Below are 24,294 nucleotides of genomic sequence, written 5' to 3' on the forward strand. Positions count from 1 at the left end.
GATGTGGTGGGCAGAGCCTTGACGCGATTAATCACCACCACTCAAGAGCCAACCTCTTCCGCACTCAGTGCCACTGGTTTAAGCCGCGGATGCATGAACGCTTGCCTGATGCTGCCCAGCAGCGCTTCATGGTCCCACGGCTTGGTGTAGAAGCGGTCGACGGCGCCCCGGTTGACGGCCGCCATCATGTCTTCCAGGTTGGTCTCGCCGGACAAGACTATCCTGAACGTGTCCGGATACATGGCTTTCACCTTGTCCAGGAACTCCGTGCCCGCCATGTCCGGCATGCTCTGGTCGCACAGGATGACATGAATTTCATGCTGAGCCAGCAACTCGAACGCCTGCGCCGCCGATTGCGCCAGCAGCACGCTGTATTGCTCGCCACCCAGTTCGGCTGCCAGCAGTTCGCGCATAAAGAGGTCGTCATCGACGATCAACAAGGTTTGCCGCGCCATGCTCGGCTTCACCAACGGATCCAGCGTCTTGCGCAGCACCATCAACTGGGTGATCTGCGCGGCCGGCAAGGGGCGGCTGATCAGGTAGCCCTGGATCTGGTCGCACTGGTGGCGCAGCAGATAGGCTTGCTGAGCCGGCGTCTCGACGCCTTCGGCGATCACCATCAGATTCAGGCTGTGCGCCATCGTGATGATGGCCAGCACTATGGCGGCGTCGTCGGGGCTGCTGGTCACGTCGCGGATGAAGGCGATGTCGATCTTCAGTTTGTCGATCGGGAAACGGCGCAGGTAGGCCAGGCTGGAATAACCGGTGCCGAAGTCGTCGATCGACACTTTGACGCCACGCTCGCGCAGGTTGCGCAGGCACACGATGGTGCGCTCGGTGTTGAGCATTAACGACGTCTCCGTCAGCTCCAGCTCCAACAGCCCGGCGGGAAGCTCGTTGTCGGCCAAGGCGCGCGCGATATCGGCCTCCAGATCGCCTTCGACGAACTGGCGCGCGGCAACGTTGACCGAGACCTGAACCGGCCCCACCTCGCCCAGCTGCCATTCCTTGATCTGGCGGCAGGCGGTCGCGATGACCCAGCCGCCGACCCGAACGATCAAGCCGCTCTCTTCCAGCACGGGGATGAACAATCCCGGCGCCACCAGTCCGTGGCCAGGCCTGGCCCAGCGCAACAACGCTTCCAGCCCGACCACCGCGCCGGTGGTCAGCGATATCTTGGGCTGGTAGTGCAGCTCGAACTCGTCGCGCTCGATGGCCTTGCGCAGCGCGCTCTCCAGGTCCTGGCGTTGCAACACGTCGACATTCATTTGCGCGGTGAAGAAGCGGTAGGTGTTGCGGCCGGCGTGCTTGGCCTGGTACATGGCGGTGTCGGCATACTTGATCAAGGCGTCAGGATCGTCGCCATCGTCCGGGTGGATCGTGATGCCTATGCTGGCCGTCATGATCACTTCGTAGCCTTGCAAGTTGAACGGCGGGTGCAGCGCGTCACGGATCTTGGTGGCGACCTGGGCAGCGCCCTGGTGGCCTTGCTCCATCACCAATATCAATCCGAACTCGTCGCCGCCCAGCCGTCCGATGGTGTCGCGCATGCGCACGCAGGTCATCAGGCGATTGCTGAACTGGATCAGCAATTCGTCGCCGATGGCATGGCCCAAGGTGTCGTTGACGTTCTTGAAGTGGTCGAGGTCGATGAACATCACCGCCACCTTCCAACCTTGATGGCTGGCCAAGGCGATGGTCTTGCGCAGCGTCTCGTAGAAAAAGGTGCGGTTCGGCAGGCCGGTCAAGGCGTCGTGGTTGGCCTGGTGCTGCAGCCGTTGCTGCGCCTGCTTGCGTTCGGTGATGTCGCGCACCACGCTGACGATGATCCAGTCGCTCCCGGACGGCATGGCCTGGCGGCTCACCTCCACCTGGATCAGCGTACCGTCCTTGCAATGCAGCGCCGTTTCGCTCAATTGCGTGCTGGCCTGGCCGGAGATCACGGTATCGTACACGTGCGTCAGCTCATCGCGCGTAACCGCCCCCAACGCTACCGGCCCCAGCGCCAGCATTTCGGCGCGCGTATAGCCCAGCATGCGGCAACTGGTGGCGTTCACCTCGACGAAACGCAGCGAGTCGCGACTCACCAGCATGATGGCATCGGCGGTGGCGTCCATCGCGGTGCGGAAACGCTGCAGATCGGCCGTGCGTGCCGCCACCTGCTGCTCCAGTACGAAACTATGTTCCTGCAAGTCGCCGAAAGCCTTCAGGCGCAGCAGATTGCGCACACGCAGCCACAATTCCGTGCGATCGACCGGCTTGGTCAGGAATTCCTCCGCGCCCGCTTCGAGCCCGGCAAGCCGGGCGCCGCGCTCGCCATGCGCGGAGATCATAATGATGGGAATGTTGGCAGTGGCCGGGTTGGCCTTCAGGATGCTGGCGACCTGGTAGCCGTCGATGCCGGGCATCATGATGTCAAGCAGGATCAGGTCGGGGGCCGAATGGGCCACCGAGTTCAGCGCTTCCTCACCGCTGGCGACGCTTTCGGTCTGGTAGCCTTCGGGGCGCAGCAGCACCGCCAGCAGACGGCGGTTTTGGGCTTCGTCGTCGACGATCAGGATGGTGGGAGCGACAACACTCATATCTTGCCTCCGTCGGCAGGCAAGGTACGGTCACAACCGACGTTGCCAAAACCCGTCATATGCATGGACGCCTTTCCGGGCACTGCAACTCGGCATGGGTACGATGGTTTACGTGACTGCCGAGCGGGCTCGCAGATTGGCGCCGAACAGCGCTGGATGACGAACAGGCCGGTGGCAAGGAGGAGAGGGAAATTCAATATAACAGGATTCGGCTGCGCCCCATGTCTTCGTTCGCAAAAAAACGCCAGCTCCGGCACTGGCGAAGTGAACGTGCGCTGACCGGTGTAGTAACCGATATTCGAGAATTTTGGAATGCTGTTTGAGTGCGCAGCGTTATTAAGCCATTTGATGGCCCGGTTGCCGGTCAGCGTCTGCCCGGCAAGCACAAACCACCATAACTTCTTGATGCACTTTGACAACACTTAATTGTTAAAGCGCCAAGCGCCGTGTATTGTGGAGTTTCTGCCGCCGTTCGACTTCCAAGATGAAACCGTTCCTTCCCCTGCGCACCCGCATGACCAACCGCTGCCCCGGCTGGCTGGTCGCCCTGGCCCTGACAGCCTGGCATCCCGCGTCGCTTTGCGCTGCCCTGCCCGAGGACGAAGACCTGGCGTTGTACGGCATGGACCGTTCCGCCATCAGCCTGGCCACCGGTTCGACCCAACTGCTGCGGCGCGCGCCGGCCGTTGCCTCGGTCGTCACGGCCGAGGATATCGCCGCCATGGGCGCGACCGATCTGGACCATGTGCTGGAAGCGGTGGCCGGCATCCATGTCACGCGCGTGCCCACCATGTATGCACCCAACTACTTCATCCGCGGCATCGGCGCGGGCGGCGTCACCAATCCCCAGGTGCTGTTCCTGCTCAACGGCCTGCGCATGAACACCGACTACAACGGCGACAAGGGCAATATGTGGGCCAGCATGCCGCTGACCAATGTGGCGCGCATCGAAATCATCCGCGGCCCCGGTTCGGCCTTGTATGGCGCCGATGCGTTTGCCGGCGTGATCAACATCATCACCAAGACGGCGGAACAGATGCCGGGCCTGCGCGTGGGCGCGCGGGTCGGCTCGTTCGACGCGCGCGACGCCTGGCTGGAGTACGGCCACAAGCAAGGCCAACTGTCCATCGCCGCCTATCTGCAAGTGGGCCGCACCGACGGCGCGGGCACGCTGATCGAGGCCGATGCGCAATCCCTCAACGACCGCCGCTTCGGCACCCACGTGAGCAAGGCGCCCGGCCCGATGAACACGGGCTATAGCGCCTACGACGGCAGCCTCGACCTGTCCTGGCAGCGCTGGCGCTGGCGCACCAACCTGAAGTGGCGCAGCGACGTCGGCACCGGCCTTGGCGTCAATTCGGCGCTCGATCCCGACCACAAACCGCGCAGCGGCTATGCCGCCAGCGAGCTGTCGTGGTCCGCGCCCGACTTTGCCACCGACTGGAGCGTGGGCGCCTCGCTGAGTTACATGTTTTTCACTGAACAGTCGCCCGGCGGATTGGCGCTGTTTCCGGCGGGCGCGCGCATCGGCGCCAACCTGTTCCCGAATGGCATGATCGGCGGGCCCGGCCGCTGGGAGCGCAATCTGCGCAGCTCCGCCTTCGCCACGTACAGCGGCCTGAACCGGCATGCGCTGCGCCTCGGCGCGGGCCACGACGACCTGTACCTGTACCAGGTCGAGACCCTGAAGAATTTCCTGATCAGTCCGGCTGGGCTGCCGATCCCGTCCGGCCCGGTGATCGACTACGGCATCATCCAGCCGCACATCCGGCCGCAACGCCGCAAGATCAACTATGTCTACGTGCAGGACGAGTGGCAATTCGCCCGCGATTGGGCGCTGACGGCCGGCGTGCGGCACGACGATTATTCCGATTTTGGCGGCACCACCAATCCGCGCCTGGCGCTGGTATGGGACGCCGACCTGAACGTCACCGTCAAGCTGCTGCACGGCCGCGCCTTCCGTTCGCCCAGTTTCAACGAACAGACCGGCATCAATCCGGTCAACATGGGCAACCCGGAGGTCCGGCCCGAGAGCATCGCCACCACCGAGGCCGCGCTGGCATGGCAGGCGCGCGCCGACCTGTCGATCAACGTCAGCCTGTTCCGCTATACGCTGAAGGACCTGATCCGCTCGGTGCCGAATCCGGCGCCGGCGCCGGGCGCCACCTACCAGAACAGCGGCGGAACGGACGGCAACGGCGGCGAAGTCGAACTGGCTTGGGAGCTGAACCAGAACCTGCGCTGGCAGGCGAACTACGCGCGCCAGAACGCGCACGATTCGATCACCGGCAGGGATCCGGGCTACGCGCCGCGCCACCATGCCAATACCCGCCTGGACTGGACCGTCAGCCCAGGCTGGCAATTCAGTCCGCAGCTGAACTGGGTCGCCGGCCGTCGCCGCGCGGCCGGCGACGCGCGCGCCCCGATTGCCAACTACCGGACGGTGGACGCCGCCCTCACCCACCCGCTGCCGCACGGCTGGACCGTCTCCGCCACCGTGCGCAACCTGTTCAACGCCGACGCGCGCGAACCCAGCCTGGCGCCGGGGCTGGCGCTGCCGTTCGATATTCCGGTGTCGCCGCGCGCGCTGGCGGTGCAGCTAAGCGTCAAGCTTTAACTGTTTCTTCAAAAACGCATAGATGCGCGGATCGTGCGAGTAGGCCACATTAAACCGCAGGCAATGGCCGGCGCTGTTGTTGACGCTGAACACATTGCCCGGCGCGTAAAGTATGCCGGCCGCCAGTCCCGCGCTGGCGATCGCCGACGCATCCATCTCCGGCCCGCCCCGCACCCATAGAAACGGTCCGCCCGCCGGCTCGGCCCACGGTTCCAGACCGCAGTCACGCAGCCGCTTGCGTACCGACACCGCCGCCTTGCGCAAGCGCTGCCGGATCGCTTCCGTGTGCTTGCGGTAGCTGCCGTCGAGCAGCAGCTTGCAAATGAGCTGGGCCGACAGTTCGTTGTTGCCAAAAGTGGTGGCCAGCTTCAAGTCCAGGATGGCCTCTATCCACTCCGCCTTGGCAACCACAAAGCCGCAGCGCGTCGCGCCCGACAGCGTCTTGGAAAAGCTGCCGATGTAGATCACTCGCTGCAACTGGTCCAGCGCGGCGAGCCGCACCGCAGGGCGCTCTTCCAGGTCGGCAAAGGTGTCGTCCTCGATGATGTCGAAGCCATGCTGCCGGCTGAGTAGCAGTATCTGGTGCACCACCGCGGCGGAAAAAGAAATGCCGGTCGGATTTTGCAGCACCGCGTTGGTGATGTAGAGCCGGGGCCGATGCCGGGCCAGTTCCAGTTCAAACTGCTGCATGTCCGGCCCGCTCGGCGTCAGCGGAATGCCGACCACGTTGACCCGGTGCGCGCGCAAGCTGGCCTGGAAATTGAAGTAGCACGGGTCGTCGACGAAGACCGTATCGCCGGCCTGCACCAGCAGGCGGATGGCGAGGTCGAGCGCCTGGCTGCCGCTGTCCGTCAAGACGATCCCGTCCAGCGGCGCCTCGATGCCGCGCCCGCCAAGATGGCGTTGCAACTGCTGGCGCAGCCCGCGGTAGCCGGCCGGCTCTCCGTAGGAGGTCAGCGCGTCGCCCGGCTCCCGCCGCAGCGTGCCCAGCACGCGCCGTATGCCTTCATCGTTCAGGTAGTCGGGCGGCAGCCAGCCGCAGCCGGGACGCAATGCCTGGCTCGGCAGCTGCAAGGCGTTGCGCAGCATCCAGAATTCATCGACTTTGCGTTGCGGTGCGCTGGGCGCGCGGCCGATCTCCAGCACCTGCCTCGGCGTGCAGACGAAGAAACCGGACTTGGCCCGGGAGACCGCCAGCCCCTGCGCCACCAGCCTGTCATAGGCTTCCACCACGGTCGATTTGGCGACCTGGCTGTCCAGCGCGAAGCTTCTGATCGACGGTAGCCTGGCGCCCGGCGTAAGCTCGCGCGCCGCGATCGCCGCAGCAAAATAGTCGACCACCTGCGCGACCACGCTTTGCCCGGAGTCGGCGGATCGGTGGAATCGGTGCATCTGTCACGCTCCTTGTACCAGTACAGTATCGAGCATTGTACCCAATCTGTACCTTACGCGACCGGCAGGACCAACCCTAGAATCGACAGCATCTGAACTCTTGGGGGTAGGCTGTGCGTAAGGAATATTTGAAGGGCATGGCACTGTGCCTGACCGCTGCGGTGGCATGGGGCGTATCGTTTCCGATCATGGGGCAAGCCCTGCTGCGCATGGACCCGTTTAACTTCACGGCGTTTCGCTACGGCGCGGCGGCCGCCATCATGCTGGCGATTTTGTTTTACAAGGAAGGCGGCGCGGCACTCAAGCTGCGCGGCGAGCGCTACGTGCTGGCCTGGGCCCTGGGCTCCTGCGGCTTTTGCGGCTACGGCTTCTTCATCTTTCACGGCCAGCAGCTGGCGGGACAGTCCGGCGCGCTGTCCGCGTCGGCGATGATCGCGACCACGCCGATGCTGACGCTGGTCCTGAACTGGGCGATACGCGGCAAGCGCCCTTCGATCGTGGCGTTCGGCTGTATCGCGCTGTCGTTCTTCGGCGTGCTGCTGGTGGTCTCCGGCGGCGCGCCGGGCAGCCTGCTGCATCAGGGCGTCGCCAGCGACTCGGCGGCTTTCCTGCTGCTGGGGGCGGCGTCGTGGGCGCTCTACACGCTGGGCGCATCGTTCTTTCCCGGCTGGAGCGGCTATCGCTATTCGGCGATCACCACCGGCCTGGGGCTGACCACCATACTCACCGCCGACTTTGCCTTGCAAGCGCTGGGCTACATTCCGCGCCCCGCCATCACCGTGCTGCCGGCGCTGCTGCCCTATCTGGCGTACATGGTGCTGGTCGCCGGCGTGCTGGCGGTGCTCTGCTGGAACCTGGGCAACAAGATCATCACCCCGACCAATGGCGTGCTGTTCCTGGATGTGGTGCCGCTGACCGCCTTTGCGGTGGAAGCGCTGGCCGGCACGCCGATCGCAGCCGGCCAACTGCTGGGCGCAGCATGCACCGGGGCGGCGCTGGTGCTGAACAATCTGTATCAGCGCCGCCGTGACGCAGCCACACAACATTCACTTCATGGCAAAAATAATATTTATAAAAATAAATATACTATTTAACACACAACATATACCATAGGAAATTGAATTGCACATGTGACAATAAAAACCACACTAGGGAGTATCATGAAAATCGTCAAACTTTTGGCCGGTGCAGCATGCGCCGTAACGATGTTGCTGAGCTCGGCAGCCCACGCGAGCAGCCAGGAATGGGTCCTGTCCGGCGTCACCTTCGATGACGGCGGCACCCTGAGCGGTCACTTCGCCACCGATTCGGTCACCGGCGACCTGCTGTCCTACGACCTGACCTCGACCGACGGCTCGATACTTGGCGGCCACCACTACAATGCCGCATCGAGCTCCCTGTTCGGCAACAACGTCACCGGCCCTAACAGCTTTCTCATCATCAACAACTCGCCATGGGCGAACCCCTATCTGAATCTGCGCTTCGATGCAGCACTGACCTCGGCAACCAGCAGCACGACGGTGCAGCTTGGCGATTTCAACACCGGCGCCGGCTCCTGGGAGTGCGACAATTGCAGCAGCATGCGTCTCGTGACCGCCGGTATGGTCACGGCTGTTCCAGAACCGGAAACCTACGCCATGCTGCTGGGCGGCCTCGGTTTGGTAGGCGTTGCAGCCCGCCGCCGCGAGCGCAAGGCAGTCTGAGCGCCGCGTCGCTCAAACAAAAAACCCGCCAGCACTGAACGCGACCTTGAGCGCGTCCAGGCTGGCGGTTTTTTTTGTTATCCCTCCGAATTCGCACCCAGGGTGATGTGGACAGTCAGCTCCTTCGCCGTGTTCGGGAAATACTTGTTGACGCCGAAATCGGCACGATTCAGCTTGACCATGGCTTCGAAGCCGGCCTCGGTCTCCTTGCCCATCGGGTCGCGCTTGATCTTGTTGATCTTGCCGTCGAGGACCACGGCCTTGGTCACGCCATGCAGTGACAGGTTGCCGCTGATTTTGAGGCTATCCATCGGCCCCTTGACGATCTTGGTGCTCTGGAAGGTGATATCGGGGAAGGCGGCGGCGTCGAGGAATTCCGCGCTCACCAGTTGACGGTCAAGCGCGGCGACGGCGGTGTGGATGCCGTCCACCGCCAGTTTCACCATGACCGAGGACTTGCTCAGGTCCTCATCCAGCACCAGCTTGCCTTCAATTTTCTCGAAACGGGCCATCGGGTTGGTATAACCATGATGATCCCAGCTAAAGACCACAGCGCTGTGGTTGGGGTCGATCGTCAGCGTTTCGGCGCTGAAAGCCGGCAGGGTGAACAGCGAGAGCAGCGGCAGCAACAGGCATTTCATTGGGTACTCCTTCATGTGTGGGGAGCCATCACAATGCAAGCGGCCTGGCCAAAAGTCCTGAAATTGGCCTGAAATCGGCCTGAAATCGTTCTGAAATTCCCTGAAAAGCCCCGCAGGCGGCCGCGCTATAATCCAACCCTGTCAAAAATACAAAAATATCGGAGCACAATGGAAACTTCAGCGGCTGCAAAGCTACGCGTCGGCGCCTGGTGCGTCGATCCCGCCCTGGGCGAGATCGGCCGCGACGGCGACACCGTGCGGCTCGATCAACGCACCATGCGCCTGTTGCTTTGCCTGGCTGGACGTCCCGGCCAGATCGTCAGCGCAGACGACCTGCTGAGCGAAGTCTGGCCGGGCGTCATCGTCACGCCGGATTCGGTGTACCAGGCGATTGCATCGCTGCGCCGCGTGCTGGGCGACGATCCCAAGCAGCCCGGCTACATCGTCACCGTGCCGCGCCAGGGTTACCGGCTGGTGGCGAAAGTGAGCCCCTGGAGCGAAGAACCGGTAGCCATCCCGGCTCCGCCCCACCCTGCGCCCCCGTCCAACGCCTCGCGCAGCCGCCTGGTTTTCCTGCTGACGGCGTGCGTCCCCATCGTGGTCGGCATTGTTTTCTGGCTGCACAACACGCTGGCGAACGAGCCGCACCCGGCGGCTCAAGCGGCGGCGACGCAGAAATCCATCGCCGTGCTGCCGTTTGCGGATTTGACGGAAGGCATGCGCAACGAGACCTTTGCCGATGGCATGACCGAGGAACTGATCTACAGGCTCAGCAAGATACCGGGCATGAAAGTGCCAGCGCCCAGCGCCACGTTTTTTTACAAGAACAAGCAGATGGCGGTGGTCGACGTCGCCAGCAAACTGGGCGTGGTCTACATCCTGGACGGCAGCGTGCGCAAATCCGGCAACACCTTGCGGGTCACGGCGCGCTTGATAAGGGCCGACAACGGCTTCATCATCTGGTCGGAAACCTATGACAAGCCGGTCGACGACCTGTTGATGGTGCAGGACGACATCGCCGAGGCCGTCACCAAGGCATTGAAGACGACCATAGCCCAAAGCACAGGCGGCTAAGCTACGCCGCCAATGGACGCAGGCCGATCTTCCCGGCAGCAAACTGGACTGCGCGTCCCAGCGGCGCCTCCACCCAGCGGAAGAACGCGGCGCCGGCGGCCAGGCTGGCTGCCCAGGCCAGCAACATGCCCAGGCCCTGCCACGCCGGCCCGGCCGGGACAAAACGGCTGAACGCCGCGTTGACCAGCAGGCAAACCGGGAAGTGGATCAGGAACACCGAATACGATATCCGCCCCAGGCCATTGACGACGGCCCAGGCGCGGCCGGTCGCCACCGTTTCAACGCGACCGAACAAATACAGCAGGCAAGCGACCACCAGCGCCAGCGCGATGCGGCTGCGGAAGTCGAGGAACAGGGCGGCCGACACCGGCAGCAACGCCATCGCCAGCAGCAGGGTCACGGCGCCCGCCGAGCGGCAGCGATCGCTGGCCCACCACGCCAGCATGCCCAGGCCATAGCTGCCGAAGAAATACGGCGCCCAGTTGTCCCAGTCGGCGTCGAGGTTGAAATACAGCAGCGACAGCGTGACGCCCAAGGCGGTCAAGGCCGGCATCAGCCACAGCATCCGGCGGCGGCCAGTGGCGCGGCCGGCCAGCCACAGCGCCAGGGCCGTGACCGCATACAGTTGGAAATCGATGGCGACGTACCAGGCACCGGCCGACAAGGACGGATAGCCCAGCACGCCATGCAGCAGCAACGCGTGGGCGCTCAGCTGGCTCAGGGTGGCCGGCGCGGAGACCGAACTGTGCGTCATCCAGTTGCCGGCCCAGGCGGAAGCGACGGCGGCCACCAGCGTGGCGGCCAGGAACGGCGGCGCCAGCTTGGTGTAGCGGCGCCAGATCGCCCCCAGCGGATCGGACAGGCCGGACTGACCGGCAGGCGACAGTGATTTGGCCACCAGGAAGCCGCTGATGACGAGGAATACTTGCACGGCAATGCGCGCACTGCCGCTCAGCCAGTCGACCAATGCCGGCAACAAAGGCCGCACGTGATCGGACATCGGCCCATAAAATGCCAAATGATGCAAAACAATCAACTGCGCTGCACCAGCTTTCAACAGATTAATCAAACCAAACTGCGGCTGGACCGCTTCTTCCGCGCCAGCCCCTCCCCTTGCACCATTCATCCCCATCCCTAAACATCCAGCTTATGCCGACCGGCCGCCATAATAGCCGAGGTTGGCTGCTTGATGGCGCCAGCTTGGTGAGAATGAGTGTATTTCTTTATAGCATCACTTCTTCCGCATGGCTTGCAATGCCCCATACATCAGCGTCCGCCACAGCCATTCCAGCGGGCCAAAGCGGTAATGCCGCAACCACCAGGCGCTCAGCGCCATCTGCGCCACATACACGCCGATGCCGAGCAGGAACACCGGCGCGGCGCCGAGCTTGCCGAACTGCCCCAGCCCGTAGCCAAAAAAGATGAAGCCGAAGATCAGGGATTGGGCGATGTAGTTGGTAAAAGCCATCCGGCCCAGCGGCGCGAAGCATCGCAGCAATCCGCGCCGGGTCAGCAGGATCACCGTCGCGGCATAGCCGGCGGCCAGCAGCGACTGGCCAACGCCGGTGGCCACATCCTGGATGCACAATGCCGCGCCCCCTGCCACGCCGACCACCGCGATACCGGTCCACAGGCGCAGGTGTTCGCCCGGCCGTTGCAGGACGCCGGTGCGCCACGCGAGCGCTCCCAGCAGGAACAGCGCCAGCGTCCTGGGGATCACATACAAATGCAACGGCAGCAGATAAGGCAGTTCATTCATGCTGAAGCGGCAGATCTCGGCATAGCTGCCCGACGCATACACCTGATCGGCCAGCGCGACATGCTGCTGGAACCACGCCGGATCCGGCCAAGGTATGCCGACCGGCACCACGCCGATAAACAGGTAGAGCGCGAACATGCCGGCCGCCGCCAGCGCCAGCGCCCAGACCGGCGCGGCAAGCAGGGGCAGCACCAGCAGGCCGCCGAACGCATATTCGGTCAGGATGTCGCCGTTCCAGATCAGCAGCAGGTGCACCAGGCCGAACACCAGCAGCACCCCCAGCCGCCGCGCCAGCCAGTAGAACGGCCGCCCGGTCCGCGACAGGCGCTCGAACTGCACCGCCAGCCCCAGGCCGAACAGGAAGGAAAACACGGCGAAGGCCTTCATCTCGAAGCCGACGCGCACCAGTGTTTCCACCAATTTATCCAGCATGCCGATGCCAGTATCGGGCGGCAGGAACTGCTGGAATATCGACACCCGGAATTCCGACACCAGGTTCACCGACAGCACGCCGAACAGCGCGACGCCGCGCAGGATATCGATGGCGTCTATGCGTTCGTCCGCGCTGGCCTTGCTCGTCATTAGCGACGGAACTTCTTCGGCTGGCGTTTGCGCAGGGCGGAATTCTGGTCCTGCAGCATCGCGTCCACGCGTTCGGAAGCCTGGCGCGACAGCAGCTGCGCCCGTTCCGTATCGGGGAAGAACTCAGGCTGCCGGTAGGCCAGCCACGCGTAGGCCGAATACAGGCGGCAGGCATCCTCCACCTCCTGCAAGGACATGTAGTGCAGCGGACTCTGCTCCGCCTTGATCGGCGTGATCTTCTTGGCGGCCAGCGCCGTCGCCCAGTGTTCCCACGCGCGCTGCAGCGACGGCACCTTGGACGAGATCGGCACCAGCGACAGCGCGAACTTCTCCGCCACCGTCAGCTGCAGCGTATCGAGCCAGGCCGCGCGCTCGAACTGGTCCTCGGTGATGCGCGGGTAGAAGAAGCCGTCCGGCACGTCGATGTTGTGCACGAAGCGCTTCAACAGCTTGGCCAGACCATGCTCGTTGGTCACCGACGAAATCCGGTGCAGATGCTCCAGCGTCGGCGCCACGGCGAAGCCGGTGGTCTTCAGCGGCACCGGTTTTTCCCTCAGCAGCGAGCGGATCACATTGTGGGTCTCGTTGTCGTAGCCGGCCACCAGGCCTTCCTCGTGCACGCCGAAGCGCCCCGCCCGGCCGGCGATCTGGCGCGCCAGCGCGGCCGGGATCTCTTCCTCTTCATAGCCGTTGTACTTGACCGAGGTGGTCATGACGATGCGCGCGATCGGCATGTTCAAGCCCATCGCGATGGCATCCGTGCCCACCACCACGTCGGCGGCGCCGTCGCGGAAACGCTGGGCCTGCGCGCGCCGCACCTCCGGCGACAGATTGCCGTAGACGGTGGCCACCGACAGGCCAAGCTCGGTCACCATGTCGCGCCACATCAGCACTTCGCGGCGCGAGAAGCAGATCACGGCGTCGCCGCGCCGCAGATTGCTCATCTTGCGCACGGCGGTCGGCTCCACCGACAACGGGCCTTTGCGCTTGAGCACATGGACTTCCAGCTCGCAGTCCAGCCGCGCCGCCAGCACCTCGATGGCGCGCCGCGCTTCCGGCGCGCCCACCAGGTAGACCACTTGCGCCGGCGCGCCGCAGACGGCGGCGGTCCAGGCCGAGCCACGGTCGCGGTCGGCCAGCATCTGGATTTCATCGATTACCGCCACGTCGACCGGCGTGCGCGTGTCGAGCATCTCGACGGTGCTGGCCACGTGGGTGGCGCCGGCCACCAGGCGGCGCTCCTCGCCCGTCACCAGGCTGACCGCCAGCGGCTTGCCGTGCGCTTCCATGGCTTGCAGACGCTCGTAGTTTTCCAGCGCCAGCAGACGCAGCGGCGCCAAATAAACACCGCTGGGCGCCTTGGCCAGCGCTTCGATGGCCTGGTGGGTCTTGCCGGAATTGGTCGGGCCCAGCAGCGCGATGAAACGGCGCTTCATGCGCCGCGCCACGTCGAACGAGGCCGGATATTCGGCCAGGTTGATGCTCTGGCGCGTGCGTTCGGCGTGCTGCTCTTCCATGTCGCGCTCGACCGCGTGCTCCAGGCGCTGCCGGATACGGTCGAACACAACGCCGGCCGGTTCCGAGATCTGCATCTCCGCCAGTGCGCCGAGGAAGGGTTGGGCGTCCAGCCCGCAGTCGTCGCAAGCGTCCGCCATTTCCTGCACAAAGGCGCTGACATAGCCGCGCAGCTCGGCGCCGACGGCGTCGCTGGCGCGTTCCAGCAACAGCTGGGAACGGGCGTCGACGTCCATCTTGCGCCATTTGGACGCTTTGGCCAGCACGCCCTGCGCCGGCACCAGGTCGTAGGCGACCCGCAATCCTGCATAATCGACCACCCCGCTCAGGCGCAGGAACACGCGGCCTTCCTGGCGCGCCAGCAACACGCCTTTGGCGCTCAGCCCGAGCTTGCGCATCAGGTCGTCGTCTTCCCCCTGGTCGCTGTCGGTGGCGTGGTGGTGCGGCGCGGGGGAGGAATTGCTCATGTAGGAAACTCAGGTAGGTGGGCTGGAATTTTAGCAGATCGTTACAGTTGGTGAGAAAGCTAAGCCGGCTGTCCACCTATAATATTCCGCCTAGGCAATCAGCCTACAACAATTAGACAAAACAAAAGGGAAAACATGGGCATGGTATTCTGCCGCGGTTGCGGCAAAGAAATTCACGAAACAGCACCAACCTGTCCGCATTGCGGCGCGCCGCAACACTCCGCAGCCGCCTCCGGCCCGCGTTCGGAAAAAGACTACGTCGTCACCGTGCTGTTGTGCTTCTTCCTCGGCGTGTTGGGCGTGCACCGCTTCTACGTCGGCAAGATCGGTACCGGCATTTTAATGCTGTTCACCTTCGGCGGCTTTGGTATCTGGGCGCTGATCGATTTTATTATGGTCATCCTCGGCAATTTCACCGATAGCGACGGCCTGAAAATCAGCAACCGCTAAGCGCGTTTTTGTCTTCCCCCCGGATTTCTGGCACCATAGGCCGGTTTATACCGCCGCCGTGCCAGAAATCCCGCCATGCCCTTCTCCCTCGCCTCCGCCGTTCACCACGAATTGCTGATTAAAAAAAGCCGCTTTATTGCCTGCGTTCAGCCGATGACGGATCGGAGCGCCGCGCAAAAGGTGGTGGCCGAGTTATGGGCGCAACATCCGGGCGCCGCCCATGTTTGTTGGGCATTATTAGCCGGTGGCCAATCGGCGGCGGTCGATGACGGCGAACCCAGCGGTACCGCCGGCCGTCCCATGCTCGATGTTTTACGCCACCAGGACCTCGAAGGGGTATTAGCCACCGTGGTCCGCTATTTCGGTGGCGTTAAATTGGGCGCTGGCGGACTGGTGCGCGCTTATACCGACAGCGTAGCCCAGGCATTATTAAAGTCCGAGAAAATCGCGATTATCAAGCTGCAATACCTGACCTGCACCGCGCCCTATGCGATGGAGGGCATGATCAGGCGTGAAATTGAATTGGCCGGCGCCACCCTTGATAATGTCGCCCATTCCGACCATGTGCAGTTTGAATTCAGCCTTCCCGATAGCGCAGCCGCGCAACTGGTCCACCGATTGAATGAAGCCGGACATGGCCGCATTCAATGGATCGCTCCCGACGACGAATAAAGCGTTGAATGGCCGTCGCCGTCGGCCGCTCTTCACAAGCTGTTTTTTGGTATATTCGCGCCAATATTTGGCACGACTTCACTATGAGAACCAATCCATGTGGCTTTGTGCCACAGCGTTTCAAGCGGTCCCTGCTTGTGGCGGCCCAACCACCACACGCTGAACTGCCTTTGCAGCAACGCCAGCGTCAATCCTATCGCCAGCGCGAAACTGGCGCCGGTGTATTGATACATCCCCAGGCCGAAGCCATAATAAATCGATGTGCCGACGATCGATTGCACCACATAGCTGGTCAAACTCATGCGGCCCAGCGGCGAGAATATCCGCAACCAATTACCGGAATAAGACAGCAGCGTAAAGCTGGATACCAGCACCACCATGAACGCCACGTTCGACCATGAAGTAACGATCACCAACAATGGACGGCGCACCGCCGCGCCGATATGCCAGGCATCGGGGAAGGTTTTCAACAGATACAACGGGATAAACGCCAGCGCCGCCGTCAGCAAGGTTTTACGCCAGAATACCCGGTTAGCTTCGGATTGAATAAACAGTGATAAACGGCCGGCCAGCATACCCAACATGAATAATGCCGGTATCTGGAATACGCGACCATTTTCCCAGCTCCAGCGGATGACGCCGATTTTCCCGTTGCTTAAATTCCCCCGCCATACCTCGAATGCCGAACCATGCGCCATATACTTTTCGGCGCGGCCGAAATATGCCCAGGAAGCGGGATCGGCGAGTTTCTCGTCGGGATGTGGCAAGGCCTGGAAGAATTCCACCCATGCGTGCGGCAACAGCAATAAGAACACCGCGATGCCCAATACCACGCCATTGCGCAAGCGCGCCACCGGTATCAGAGCCAATCCCAGCACGGCATAAATACTGAGTATATCGCCGTGGTAAAACATGGAATTGAACAGGCCGAAACCCAGTAATAACACCATGCGCCAGGCAAAGCGGGCGAGGAAGTCCTGGCCGCGCAAGGAACGGCTATGATCCTGGATGTAGAACGTCATTCCGAACAATAGCGCGAAGATCGCGTAAGACTTGCCGCCGAACAAGAAAAACAGGCTATCCCAGATCGTTTTGTCCACCACCATCAGCCAGGGCGGCAATCCGGACGGGAGAAAGTAGAAATCGAAGTGCTCGATATTGTGCAGAAGCATGATCGAGACGATGGCAAAGCCGCGCAAGGCGTCGATCACATCCAGACGGGTAGCATTGGTGTTCATGGAATTCCATCAACCTTAGCAAAGTGAACAGAATGCCAAGTGTAAAGTGGAAACGCTCCCAGTGGAGCGCCCCCCCAAAAAAATTGCTACACTTTATCGATGAGCCAACTACACACCGACCTACACATCGACCTGCTGGAGCCTGCCGGCTTCGACGATTTTCTCCTCTACATCAACGATCACCTGTCCGACAACGGCCAGGGCGACACCGCGTATTTCCAGCCGCTGTCGCGCGCGGAATCACGCCTCCCAGCCGACAAGGTCGACGCTTTCCGCACCGGCATGCAGACGCCGCTGGATGCGCCCGGCTGGCGCCGCTTCTGGCTGGCGCGCACCGCCGACGGCCGCATCGCCGGCCACCTCGACCTGCGCGCCCATCCAGAGCGCTACGCTACCCACCGCTGTGTGCTGGGCATGGGCGTGGACCGCGCCTTCCGCCAACTCGGACTGGGCAGCCGCCTGATCGACCACGCCGCGCAATGGGCGCGCACATCGGCGCAACGCGCATGGATCGACCTGCAAGTGCTGTCCGTGAACGCACCCGCGATCCGCCTCTACCAAAGCAAAGGCTTCGAACAAACCGGCGAAATCCCCGACCTGTTCCGCATCGACGGCAACAGCTTCGCCTTCACCGGCATGAGCAAACGCCTTGACACAATCATATGAGAATGATTATCATTCGCATATTTAACTGAGAAGCCCGCCGCCGCCAGCCCCACTCTCGTCTTTTTACGGGATACGGATGGACAAGCATAAGTTGGATAATCTGGCGGTATTGATGGGGCTGGCCATGCCCCTGGCGGCGCACGCGCAGATAGCGGCTGAAGCGGCCACGGCGGTCATGCCGCAGATTGAAATCCGCGGCCAGGGCATGGGCGCCACCACCGAAGGCACGGGCTCCTACACCACCGGCAAGGCCAGGACCGCCCTGCCCCTGAGCATGGCGCTGCGCGACACGCCGCAATCGATCTCGGTGGTCACCCAGCAGCGCATCGAAGACCAGAACCTGGTCACCATCACCGACGTCGTCAACAACGTCACCGGCGTCTCGGTCAATCAATACGAAACCAACCGCGCCGGCTTCACCGCGCGCGGCTTCGACATCGACAATCTGCAGATCGACGGCGTACCCACCACCTGGGACCAGCCGTGGAGCTCGGGCGAAGTGCTGGGCAGCCTGGCCACCTACGACCGCGTGGAAGTGGTGCGCGGCGCCACCGGACTGATGACCGGCGCCGGCAATCCGTCCGCCGCCATCAACCTGGTGCGCAAGCGCGCCAGCAACAAGGAGCTGACCGGCTCGGCCGAGATTGGTATCGGCAGCTGGAGCGAGCGCCGCGCCATGGCCGACATTTCCACTCCACTGAACCAGGCCGGCACGGTCCGCGCGCGCGTGGTCGGCGAGTACCAGGCCGGCGACAACTGGGCCAGTTTGATGACGAAGAACAGCCATACGCTGTATGGCACCGTTGAAGCGGACCTCGGCCGCAAGACGCTGCTGTCGGCCGGCTACAGCCACCAGAAGACCGCCCCCAAGGGACCGATGTGGGGCGGCCTGCCCTACTGGTACACCGACGGCAGCAAGACCAACTGGGACATCTCGAAAACCTCGGCCGCGAACTGGACCCGCTGGGGCACCGAGTACGACAATTTCTTCGCCAACCTCGAACATGAATTCGACAACGGCTGGAAGCTGCGCGCCACCTACAGCCACGGCGACCGCAAGGCCGATTCCGCGCTGCTGTACTTGTCCGGCATCCCCGACCGCATCACCGGCCTCGGCATGGGCGCGTTTGCCGGCGCCTACCATACGCATACCAAGCAGGACGACATCGGCCTGCACGCCAACGGCCCGTTCACGCTGGGCGGCCGCAAGCATGAGGCGGCGTTCGGCTACATGCATTCGAAACAGCAGTTCAACACCGACAGCTACGACGCCGATTTCGGCGCCGGCGGCACCCCGGACGTGGGCAACTTCAACACCTGGAGCGGCAGCTATCCGGAACCGAAATGGAGCGCCGCCCAGTTCTACGAAAGCAGCGTCACCAAGCAGCAAGCCTTGTACGGCGTGGCGCGCTTCTCGCTGGCCGATCCGCTCAAGCTGATCGTCGGCGCCCGCCTGACCGACTACGACAAGACCGGCTACGGCCGCTACGCTGCCGCCTACCAGCTCAAGCACGACCATCAGGTGACGCCGTATGCCGGCCTGGTCTACGACCTCGACGACAACTACTCGGCCTACGCCAGCTACACCAGCATCTTCCAGCCGCAGAACCTGAAGGACTACAGCGGCAAGAACCTCGATCCGATCGAAGGCAAGAGCGCCGAGGCCGGCATCAAGGGCGAGTTCTTTGAAGGCCGCCTGAACGCCTCGTTCGCGCTGTTCCAGATCAAGCAGAACAAGCTGGGCCAGGAAGCCGGCCTGGTCGACCGCGACGACGGCGGACCGCTGGCGCCCGAGGCCTGGTACCGCGCCGCCACCGGCGCCACCAGCCGCGGCGTCGAGTTCGACATCGCCGGCCAGTTGACCAAGGGCTGGAACGCCAGCATCGGCTACACCCGCTTCCACGCCGAGGATGCGGCCGGCAAGGACATCAACAGCGTCTACCCGCGCCAGTTGCTGCGCGCGTTCACCACCTGGCAGTTGCCGGGCGACTGGAAGGCGCTGACCGTGGGCGGCGGCGTCAACTGGGAAGGCCGCAGCTACACGGCCGATCCGAACGCGCCGGCCAACAGCAACGGCCAGCTCGAGCAGCCGGCCTACGCGCTGGTGAACCTGATGGCGCGCTACGACATCGACCGCCAGTGGTCGGCGCAATTCAACCTCAACAACGCGCTCGACAAGCGGCACTTCGGCATGTTCGCCGCCTACGGCGCGATCACCTACGCCGCCCCGCGCAGCGCGGCGCTGAGCCTCAAGTACCGCTTCTGAGCCAGCCCCCCGCACCGTCATCCCCGCGAAAGCGGGGATCCATGCCGAGCACGCGCATCCGCGTTCTATAGATTCCCGCCTGCGCGGGAATGACGCGCGCGGGGGTGTCCGTTTCCGGACGGTGTTGAACGGAGACGGGCAGGCGCGCTCCACCGCCCCGGCCGGCGGCCGCGCGCCAGAGCCTTGATTTGACTGGCTTTGCGGCCATCCGTGCCATGTGGCACGGCAATTGCAATAGTGAACACATCTTCAGCTCACTATTGCATCCCCATGGACCAGGCGCTCAACCCTTCGATCATCTCCGGCCGCCGGCGCAAGACCGTCATGGTCCTGGCCGCCGCGCTGGCCACGCTGTGCGCCGCCGCGTGGGGCATCAATCGCGTGGTCAGCCCCAGCGTCGACGCCGGCAGCGTGCTGCTGGCCGAAGTCCGCGTCGGCAATATCGCCAACACCATCAACGCCTCCGGCATCGTCATCCCGGTCCACGAGGAACTGGTCTCCAGTCCGATCCAGACCCATGTCGCCAAGGTCCACGCCAAGCTGGGCCAGCAAGTCAAGGCCGGCGAGCTGCTGCTGGAACTGGACAACCGCACCATCGTGCTGGCGATCGACAGCCTCCGCGAACAACTGGCGCAGCAGGAAAACCGCATCCTGGCGCTGACGCTGGAAATGGAACAGAAACGCAAGCAGATCGTCAGCGCCATCGAACTGCTGGAGCTGGACCTGCAGGCGACGCGCGTCAAGCTGGGCCGCTACCAGACGCTGCGCAAGGCCGGCGGCGTCTCGGCCGAGGATCTGCTGACGGCCGAACTGAACGTCAAGCGCACCGAGATCCAGCTGCGCCAGCAGCACGAGCAGATCGACGACGGCAAGCGCGTCACCTCGTCCAGCATCGAAGGCGCGCGGCTGCAAAAGAACATCCTGCAAAAGCAGCTGCAACAGCAACAGGAACTGCTGGCGCAGACCCAGGTGCGCGCGCCCTTCGCCGGCATGCTGAGCTGGCTGCTGGCCGATGAGGGCGCCAGCCTCGCCACCGGCCAGCTGGTGGCCAAGGTCTCCGAGCTGAGCAACTACAAGGTCGAAGCCTCGCTGTCCGACTTCCACGCCCGCGCGCTCAGCGCCGGCCAGGCGGTGCGCGTCGAGCAGGGCAATGTACGGCTGGACGGCGTGGTGCAGACCATCCTGCCGGAGATCCAGAACGGCACGGTCAAGCTGCTGGTCACCTTGGCCCAGCCCAGCCACCCCATGCTGCGCAACAAGCTGCGGGTGGAAGTGAACATCGTCACCGAGCAAAAGCAGAACACCCTGCTGGCCGACTACGGCCCCGCCTTCAACGGCCGCGGCCCGCAAGACATCTTCGTGGTGCGCGACGGCCTGGCCCGCAAGACCACGCTCAACATCGGCGCCAGCGACGGCAAGGCCGTGGAGATTTTGGCCGGCGCCCGTGCCGGCGACCGCCTCATCATTTCAGACACCACCCGCTACAAGGAGCGCGACAGCATCCGCGTCGCCCAATAGCCCCAATCACCGCATCGAAAGGACCGCATCATGATACGCCTGAGCAAAGTCAGCAAAACTTATCAAACCGACAAAGTCGAAACCCTGGCCCTGAAAGACATCGACCTGCACGTCGAGAAATCGGAATTCGTCTGCATCATGGGTCCCAGCGGTTGCGGCAAGAGCACGCTGCTGAACCTGATCGGCCTATTGGACCGTCCAGGCAGCGGCGCCATCCACGTGGGCGGCGCGCCGGTGGCCTCGTACAAGGACAAGCACGTGGCCAAGCTGCGCAACAACACCTTCGGCTTCATCTTCCAGAGCTTCCACCTGATCAACGACCTGCGCGTGATCGACAACGTCGAGCTGCCGCTGCTGTACCGCGACCTGTCGGCCAAGAAGCGCCAGCGGCTGGCGCGCGAGGCGCTGGAAAAGGTCGGCCTCGGCGCCCGCATGGACCACTACCCCAACCAGCTGTCGGGCGGCCAGCAGCAGCGCGTGGCGATCGCCCGCGCCATCGTCGGCCAGCCGCAGATATTGCTGGCCGATGAACCGACCGGCAACCTGGACAGCAAAATGGGCCAGGAAGTGATGGACATCCTGCTCAAGCTCAACAGCGAAGGCACGACCGTGGTGATGGTGACCCACGACGAGCAGGAAGCCAAGCGCGCCAGCCGCATCGTACGCGTGTTCGACGGCCAGCTGGTCGCCTAAGGAGACGCCATGTTCAGGAACTATCTGCTGACCGCGTGGAAGGTCTTCATGCGCCGCAAGCTATTCACCGCGATCAACCTGCTGTGCATCGTGCTGACCCTGGTGGTGCTGCTGGTGGTCACGGCGCTGCTGCAAAACGCCTTCTACCCCACCGGCGTCGAAGGCAAGAGCGAGAGCTTCGTGCAGGCCATCATGGTCGAGGCCCGCCACACCGAGAACAAGAGCGTGCGCCGCAGCCCGCTCGGCTTCAAGCTGATCGACAAATACATCAAGCCGCTGCCGGGCGTGGAGGCGGTATCGGCCGTCACCATGCCGGAAACCGTGTCGGTCTACCAGGAAGGCCGCGTCAGCGAACTGCTGATGCGCCGCACCGACGCCGAGTACTGGAAGATCCTCGACTTCAAGGTGCTGCAAGGCCGCGTGCCGGACCAGGCCGACGTCGACCAGGGCCGCTTCGTGGCCGTGATCAACGCCAGCACCGCGCGCCAGCTGTTCCCCGGCCTGCCGGCGCTGGCGCAGAAGATCAGCATCGGCGGCCAGTACTTCACCGTCATCGGCGTGGTCGAGGACGTCATGCACATCAACGCCTTCGCCGACATCTGGGCGCCCATCACCACCTTCCCGTCCACCGATTACCGCAGCCAGATGTTCGGCAACTTCGCCATGCTGGTGCTGGCGCACAACGCCGCCGACCTGCCGCGCATCCGGCGCGACATCGAAGCCGCCGCCAAGACTGTGGTGTTCGACGATCCCAAGCAATTCAACATCGCCCGCATCTGGGGCGACAGCAAGATCGACCTGTTCGCCCGCATGCTGCTGCAGAAGGAAGGGGCCGATTCCGGCGCCGGCACGCTGCTGCTCATCATCGGTGGCCTGATGCTGCTGTTCATGGCGCTGCCGGCGCTCAACCTGGTCAACCTGAACACCGGCCGCATCCTCGAGCGCAGCAGCGAGATCGGCGTGCGCAAGGCCTTCGGCGCCACCAGCGCCCACCTGGTGCGCCAGCTGGTGCTGGAGAATGTGCTGCTGTGCCTGGCCGGCGGCCTGATCGGCCTGGCCTGCGCGCGCGTGGTGCTGTGGTGGCTGGAAGGCTCGGGCCTGATCCCCTACCTGCATGTGGAACTGAACCTGGCCGTGTTCGGCATGGGCTTGCTGCTGGCGACCATCTTCGGCCTGCTGTCCGGCGTGCTGCCGGCCTGGAAAATGTCCCGCCTCGACCCCGTCCACGCCTTGAAAGGAGCCGCATAATGCTGCGCCACTTACTGAAACTGATCTGGAAGCGCAAGTCGCGCAATATGATGCTGTCGCTGGAGATCCTGCTGGCCTTCGTGGTGGTGTTCGCCATCAGCGCCTTCGCCCTGCGCAGCTGGCAGTTGTACCAGATGCCGACCGGCTTCAGCTACCAGGACGTATGGTCGGTCTCGCTCAACGCCCGCACCGAGGGCGGCATCGAAGCCGATCCGCAGATCTACGACAAGCTGCGCCAGAGCCTGAAGACCTTGCCGGAGGTGCAGGAAGTCAGCTTCACCAGCTTCCCGGTGTACCAGTCGTCGAACTGGACCAGCGAATTCACGCTGCGCGAAGGCAAACGCAAGTTCGTCTCCAACCTGTTCCAGATGAGCGATGAATTTCCCGCCGTGGCCAATATGACGCTGGCCGAAGGCCGCTGGTTCTCCAGGGCGGACGACGGCGCGGCCGAGCAGCCGGTGGTCATCAACCGCCGCCTGGCGCAGCAGCTGTTCGACGGCAAGCCAGGGCTGGGCCAGGTATTCAGCGAGGATGAGGACCATCCCAAGAAGGCGCTCAAGCAGTACAAGGTGGTCGGCATCGTCGAGGAATTCCGCAGCCAGGGCGAATTCATGTCGCCGACCAACTTCATGCTGGTGCGCCACAAGATCGGCGGCGAAGGCGGTTCGCTGGACGCGATCCAGCTCAAGGTGCGGCCGGGCACGCCGCGCACCTTCGAGGCGGCGCTCAACCGCCAGCTCAAGCTGGTGCGCAACGACTGGAGCTACACCATTTCGCCGACGGTCGACATGCGCACCTCGATGCTGAAGGCCCAGACCATACCGCTGACGGTGCTGGCGGTGATCGCCGCCTTCCTGCTGGTGATGGTCGCGTTCGGCCTGTTCGGCGTGCTATGGCAGAACACCACCCAGCGTATTCCGGAGATCGGCCTGCGGCGCGCCATCGGCGCCGATTCCGGCCATATCTACAGCCAGATCATCGTCGAGCAGATGCTGCTCAGCTCGGGCGCCATCTTCATCGCGCTGCTGTTGCTGGTGCAGCTGCCGCTGACCGGCGTGCTGGGCGACAGCCTGAACTGGACGGTGTTTTTGATGTCGACCGCGCTATCGGCCGGCGTGATCTATCTGCTATCCTTGCTCTGTTCGCTCTATCCGGGCTGGCGCGCCGCGCGCCTGAGCCCGACCCAGGCGCTGCACTATGAATAAGGCTGT

General features: G+C 63.5%; 18 protein-coding genes and 1 pseudogene. 12 read left to right on the forward strand and 7 right to left on the reverse strand.

Annotation, left to right across the window (positions count from 1 at the left end; genetic code table 11):
- Positions 1–41 precede the first annotated feature (41 nt).
- Positions 42–2,582 (reverse strand): EAL domain-containing protein, encoded by a 2,541-nt coding sequence (locus tag V6M89_RS26155; protein WP_332855943.1) that lies wholly within the window; start codon positions 2,580–2,582, stop codon positions 42–44.
- Between the two features lie 484 nt (positions 2,583–3,066).
- Here V6M89_RS26155 and V6M89_RS26160 point away from each other — a divergent pair, with 484 nt between their 5' ends.
- Positions 3,067–5,199: a TonB-dependent receptor plug domain-containing protein gene (locus V6M89_RS26160; RefSeq protein WP_332855944.1), complete on the forward strand. Its 2,133-nt coding sequence runs from the start codon at positions 3,067–3,069 to the stop codon at positions 5,197–5,199.
- On the opposite strand, the gene V6M89_RS26165 is transcribed toward V6M89_RS26160, so the two are convergent.
- The gene (locus tag V6M89_RS26165) at positions 5,182–6,591 is read right to left on the reverse strand and encodes an aminotransferase-like domain-containing protein (RefSeq protein ID WP_332855945.1); all 1,410 of its coding nucleotides are present in this window, start codon (positions 6,589–6,591) and stop codon (positions 5,182–5,184) included. The two genes, V6M89_RS26160 and V6M89_RS26165, sit on opposite strands and share 18 nt — an antisense overlap.
- Before the next feature lie 137 nt (positions 6,592–6,728).
- Here V6M89_RS26165 and V6M89_RS26170 point away from each other — a divergent pair, with 137 nt between their 5' ends.
- The gene (locus tag V6M89_RS26170) at positions 6,729–7,685 is read left to right on the forward strand and encodes a DMT family transporter (protein WP_332855946.1); all 957 of its coding nucleotides are present in this window, start codon (positions 6,729–6,731) and stop codon (positions 7,683–7,685) included.
- Between the two features lie 510 nt (positions 7,686–8,195).
- Positions 8,196–8,294, forward strand: a pseudogene (locus tag V6M89_RS30455) (FxDxF family PEP-CTERM protein); the annotation flags it as partial.
- A gap of 77 nt (positions 8,295–8,371) precedes the next feature.
- Here the strand turns inward: V6M89_RS30455 and V6M89_RS26180 are convergent.
- A complete protein-coding gene (locus V6M89_RS26180; protein ID WP_332855948.1) occupies positions 8,372–8,935 on the reverse strand; it encodes a YceI family protein in 564 nt (187 codons plus the stop codon).
- Positions 8,936–9,103: 168 nt separating this feature from the next.
- On the opposite strand from V6M89_RS26180, the gene V6M89_RS26185 reads away from it, so the two are divergent.
- Entirely contained in the window at positions 9,104–10,009 is a 906-nt protein-coding gene (locus V6M89_RS26185) for a winged helix-turn-helix domain-containing protein (RefSeq protein WP_332855949.1), read from the forward strand.
- Position 10,010: 1 nt separating this feature from the next.
- Here V6M89_RS26185 and V6M89_RS26190 read toward each other — a convergent pair whose 3' ends face one another.
- The 3 genes from V6M89_RS26190 to V6M89_RS26200 all read right to left on the reverse strand — a co-directional run bounded on the left by V6M89_RS26190 (position 10,011) and on the right by V6M89_RS26200 (position 14,332).
- Entirely contained in the window at positions 10,011–11,135 is a 1,125-nt protein-coding gene (locus V6M89_RS26190; RefSeq protein ID WP_332855950.1) for an acyltransferase family protein, read from the reverse strand.
- Between the two features lie 105 nt (positions 11,136–11,240).
- Positions 11,241–12,350: a DUF418 domain-containing protein gene (locus tag V6M89_RS26195; protein WP_332855951.1), complete on the reverse strand. Its 1,110-nt coding sequence runs from the start codon at positions 12,348–12,350 to the stop codon at positions 11,241–11,243.
- Complete coding sequence (locus V6M89_RS26200; protein ID WP_332855952.1) at positions 12,350–14,332, reverse strand: helicase-related protein; 1,983 nt, start codon at positions 14,330–14,332, stop codon at positions 12,350–12,352. Before V6M89_RS26200 ends, V6M89_RS26195 begins: the two co-directional genes overlap by 1 nt.
- Positions 14,333–14,473: 141 nt before the next feature.
- Here V6M89_RS26200 and V6M89_RS26205 point away from each other — a divergent pair, with 141 nt between their 5' ends.
- Both V6M89_RS26205 and V6M89_RS26210 read left to right on the forward strand, forming a co-directional pair.
- Positions 14,474–14,782 carry a TM2 domain-containing protein gene (locus tag V6M89_RS26205; protein ID WP_332855953.1) on the forward strand — a complete coding sequence of 103 codons (309 nt, stop codon included), beginning with the start codon at positions 14,474–14,476 and terminating at the stop codon, positions 14,780–14,782.
- A gap of 75 nt (positions 14,783–14,857) precedes the next feature.
- On the forward strand, positions 14,858–15,454 hold the full coding sequence (locus V6M89_RS26210) for an IMPACT family protein (RefSeq protein WP_332855954.1): 597 nt from the start codon (positions 14,858–14,860) through the stop codon (positions 15,452–15,454).
- Positions 15,455–15,486: 32 nt separating this feature from the next.
- Here V6M89_RS26210 and V6M89_RS26215 read toward each other — a convergent pair whose 3' ends face one another.
- The gene (locus tag V6M89_RS26215) at positions 15,487–16,692 is read right to left on the reverse strand and encodes a DUF418 domain-containing protein (protein WP_332855955.1); all 1,206 of its coding nucleotides are present in this window, start codon (positions 16,690–16,692) and stop codon (positions 15,487–15,489) included.
- A gap of 99 nt (positions 16,693–16,791) precedes the next feature.
- On the opposite strand from V6M89_RS26215, the gene V6M89_RS26220 reads away from it, so the two are divergent.
- The 6 genes from V6M89_RS26220 (at position 16,792) to V6M89_RS26245 (ending at position 24,288) form a co-directional block, all read left to right on the forward strand.
- Positions 16,792–17,358: a GNAT family N-acetyltransferase gene (locus tag V6M89_RS26220; protein WP_332855956.1), complete on the forward strand. Its 567-nt coding sequence runs from the start codon at positions 16,792–16,794 to the stop codon at positions 17,356–17,358.
- 76 nt (positions 17,359–17,434) lie between these two features.
- Positions 17,435–19,624, forward strand: a complete 2,190-nt coding sequence (locus V6M89_RS26225) for a TonB-dependent siderophore receptor (protein WP_332855957.1) — start codon at positions 17,435–17,437, stop codon at positions 19,622–19,624.
- Between the two features lie 270 nt (positions 19,625–19,894).
- On the forward strand, positions 19,895–21,142 hold the full coding sequence (locus tag V6M89_RS26230) for an efflux RND transporter periplasmic adaptor subunit (RefSeq protein WP_332855958.1): 1,248 nt from the start codon (positions 19,895–19,897) through the stop codon (positions 21,140–21,142).
- A gap of 30 nt (positions 21,143–21,172) precedes the next feature.
- Positions 21,173–21,835, forward strand: a complete 663-nt coding sequence (locus V6M89_RS26235; protein ID WP_332855959.1) for an ABC transporter ATP-binding protein — start codon at positions 21,173–21,175, stop codon at positions 21,833–21,835.
- Positions 21,836–21,844: 9 nt separating this feature from the next.
- Positions 21,845–23,083 carry an ABC transporter permease gene (locus V6M89_RS26240; protein WP_332855960.1) on the forward strand — a complete coding sequence of 413 codons (1,239 nt, stop codon included), beginning with the start codon at positions 21,845–21,847 and terminating at the stop codon, positions 23,081–23,083.
- The gene (locus tag V6M89_RS26245) at positions 23,083–24,288 is read left to right on the forward strand and encodes an ABC transporter permease (RefSeq protein WP_332855961.1); all 1,206 of its coding nucleotides are present in this window, start codon (positions 23,083–23,085) and stop codon (positions 24,286–24,288) included. Before V6M89_RS26240 ends, V6M89_RS26245 begins: the two co-directional genes overlap by 1 nt.
- The last annotated feature ends 6 nt before the right edge of the window (positions 24,289–24,294 follow it).

This window comes from Duganella sp. S19_KUP01_CR8 (assembly GCF_036688705.1).
GTDB lineage: Bacteria > Pseudomonadota > Gammaproteobacteria > Burkholderiales > Burkholderiaceae_D > Rugamonas.

Coding starts and splice junctions, on each gene's coding strand:
- V6M89_RS26160 (WP_332855944.1), top strand. CDS start 3,067: ATGAAACCGTTCCTTCCCCTGCGCACCCGCATGACCAACCGCTGCCCC.
- V6M89_RS26195 (WP_332855951.1), bottom strand. CDS start 12,350: ATGACGAGCAAGGCCAGCGCGGACGAACGCATAGACGCCATCGATATC.
- V6M89_RS26215 (WP_332855955.1), bottom strand. CDS start 16,692: ATGAACACCAATGCTACCCGTCTGGATGTGATCGACGCCTTGCGCGGC.
- V6M89_RS26245 (WP_332855961.1), top strand. CDS start 23,083: ATGCTGCGCCACTTACTGAAACTGATCTGGAAGCGCAAGTCGCGCAAT.
- V6M89_RS26190 (WP_332855950.1), bottom strand. CDS start 11,135: ATGAATGGTGCAAGGGGAGGGGCTGGCGCGGAAGAAGCGGTCCAGCCG.
- V6M89_RS26200 (WP_332855952.1), bottom strand. CDS start 14,332: ATGAGCAATTCCTCCCCCGCGCCGCACCACCACGCCACCGACAGCGAC.
- V6M89_RS26225 (WP_332855957.1), top strand. CDS start 17,435: ATGGACAAGCATAAGTTGGATAATCTGGCGGTATTGATGGGGCTGGCC.
- V6M89_RS26240 (WP_332855960.1), top strand. CDS start 21,845: ATGTTCAGGAACTATCTGCTGACCGCGTGGAAGGTCTTCATGCGCCGC.
- V6M89_RS26205 (WP_332855953.1), top strand. CDS start 14,474: ATGGTATTCTGCCGCGGTTGCGGCAAAGAAATTCACGAAACAGCACCA.
- V6M89_RS26165 (WP_332855945.1), bottom strand. CDS start 6,591: ATGCACCGATTCCACCGATCCGCCGACTCCGGGCAAAGCGTGGTCGCG.
- V6M89_RS26155 (WP_332855943.1), bottom strand. CDS start 2,582: ATGAGTGTTGTCGCTCCCACCATCCTGATCGTCGACGACGAAGCCCAA.
- V6M89_RS26180 (WP_332855948.1), bottom strand. CDS start 8,935: ATGAAATGCCTGTTGCTGCCGCTGCTCTCGCTGTTCACCCTGCCGGCT.
- V6M89_RS26220 (WP_332855956.1), top strand. CDS start 16,792: ATGAGCCAACTACACACCGACCTACACATCGACCTGCTGGAGCCTGCC.
- V6M89_RS26210 (WP_332855954.1), top strand. CDS start 14,858: ATGCCCTTCTCCCTCGCCTCCGCCGTTCACCACGAATTGCTGATTAAA.
- V6M89_RS26235 (WP_332855959.1), top strand. CDS start 21,173: ATGATACGCCTGAGCAAAGTCAGCAAAACTTATCAAACCGACAAAGTC.
- V6M89_RS26230 (WP_332855958.1), top strand. CDS start 19,895: ATGGACCAGGCGCTCAACCCTTCGATCATCTCCGGCCGCCGGCGCAAG.
- V6M89_RS26185 (WP_332855949.1), top strand. CDS start 9,104: ATGGAAACTTCAGCGGCTGCAAAGCTACGCGTCGGCGCCTGGTGCGTC.
- V6M89_RS26170 (WP_332855946.1), top strand. CDS start 6,729: ATGGCACTGTGCCTGACCGCTGCGGTGGCATGGGGCGTATCGTTTCCG.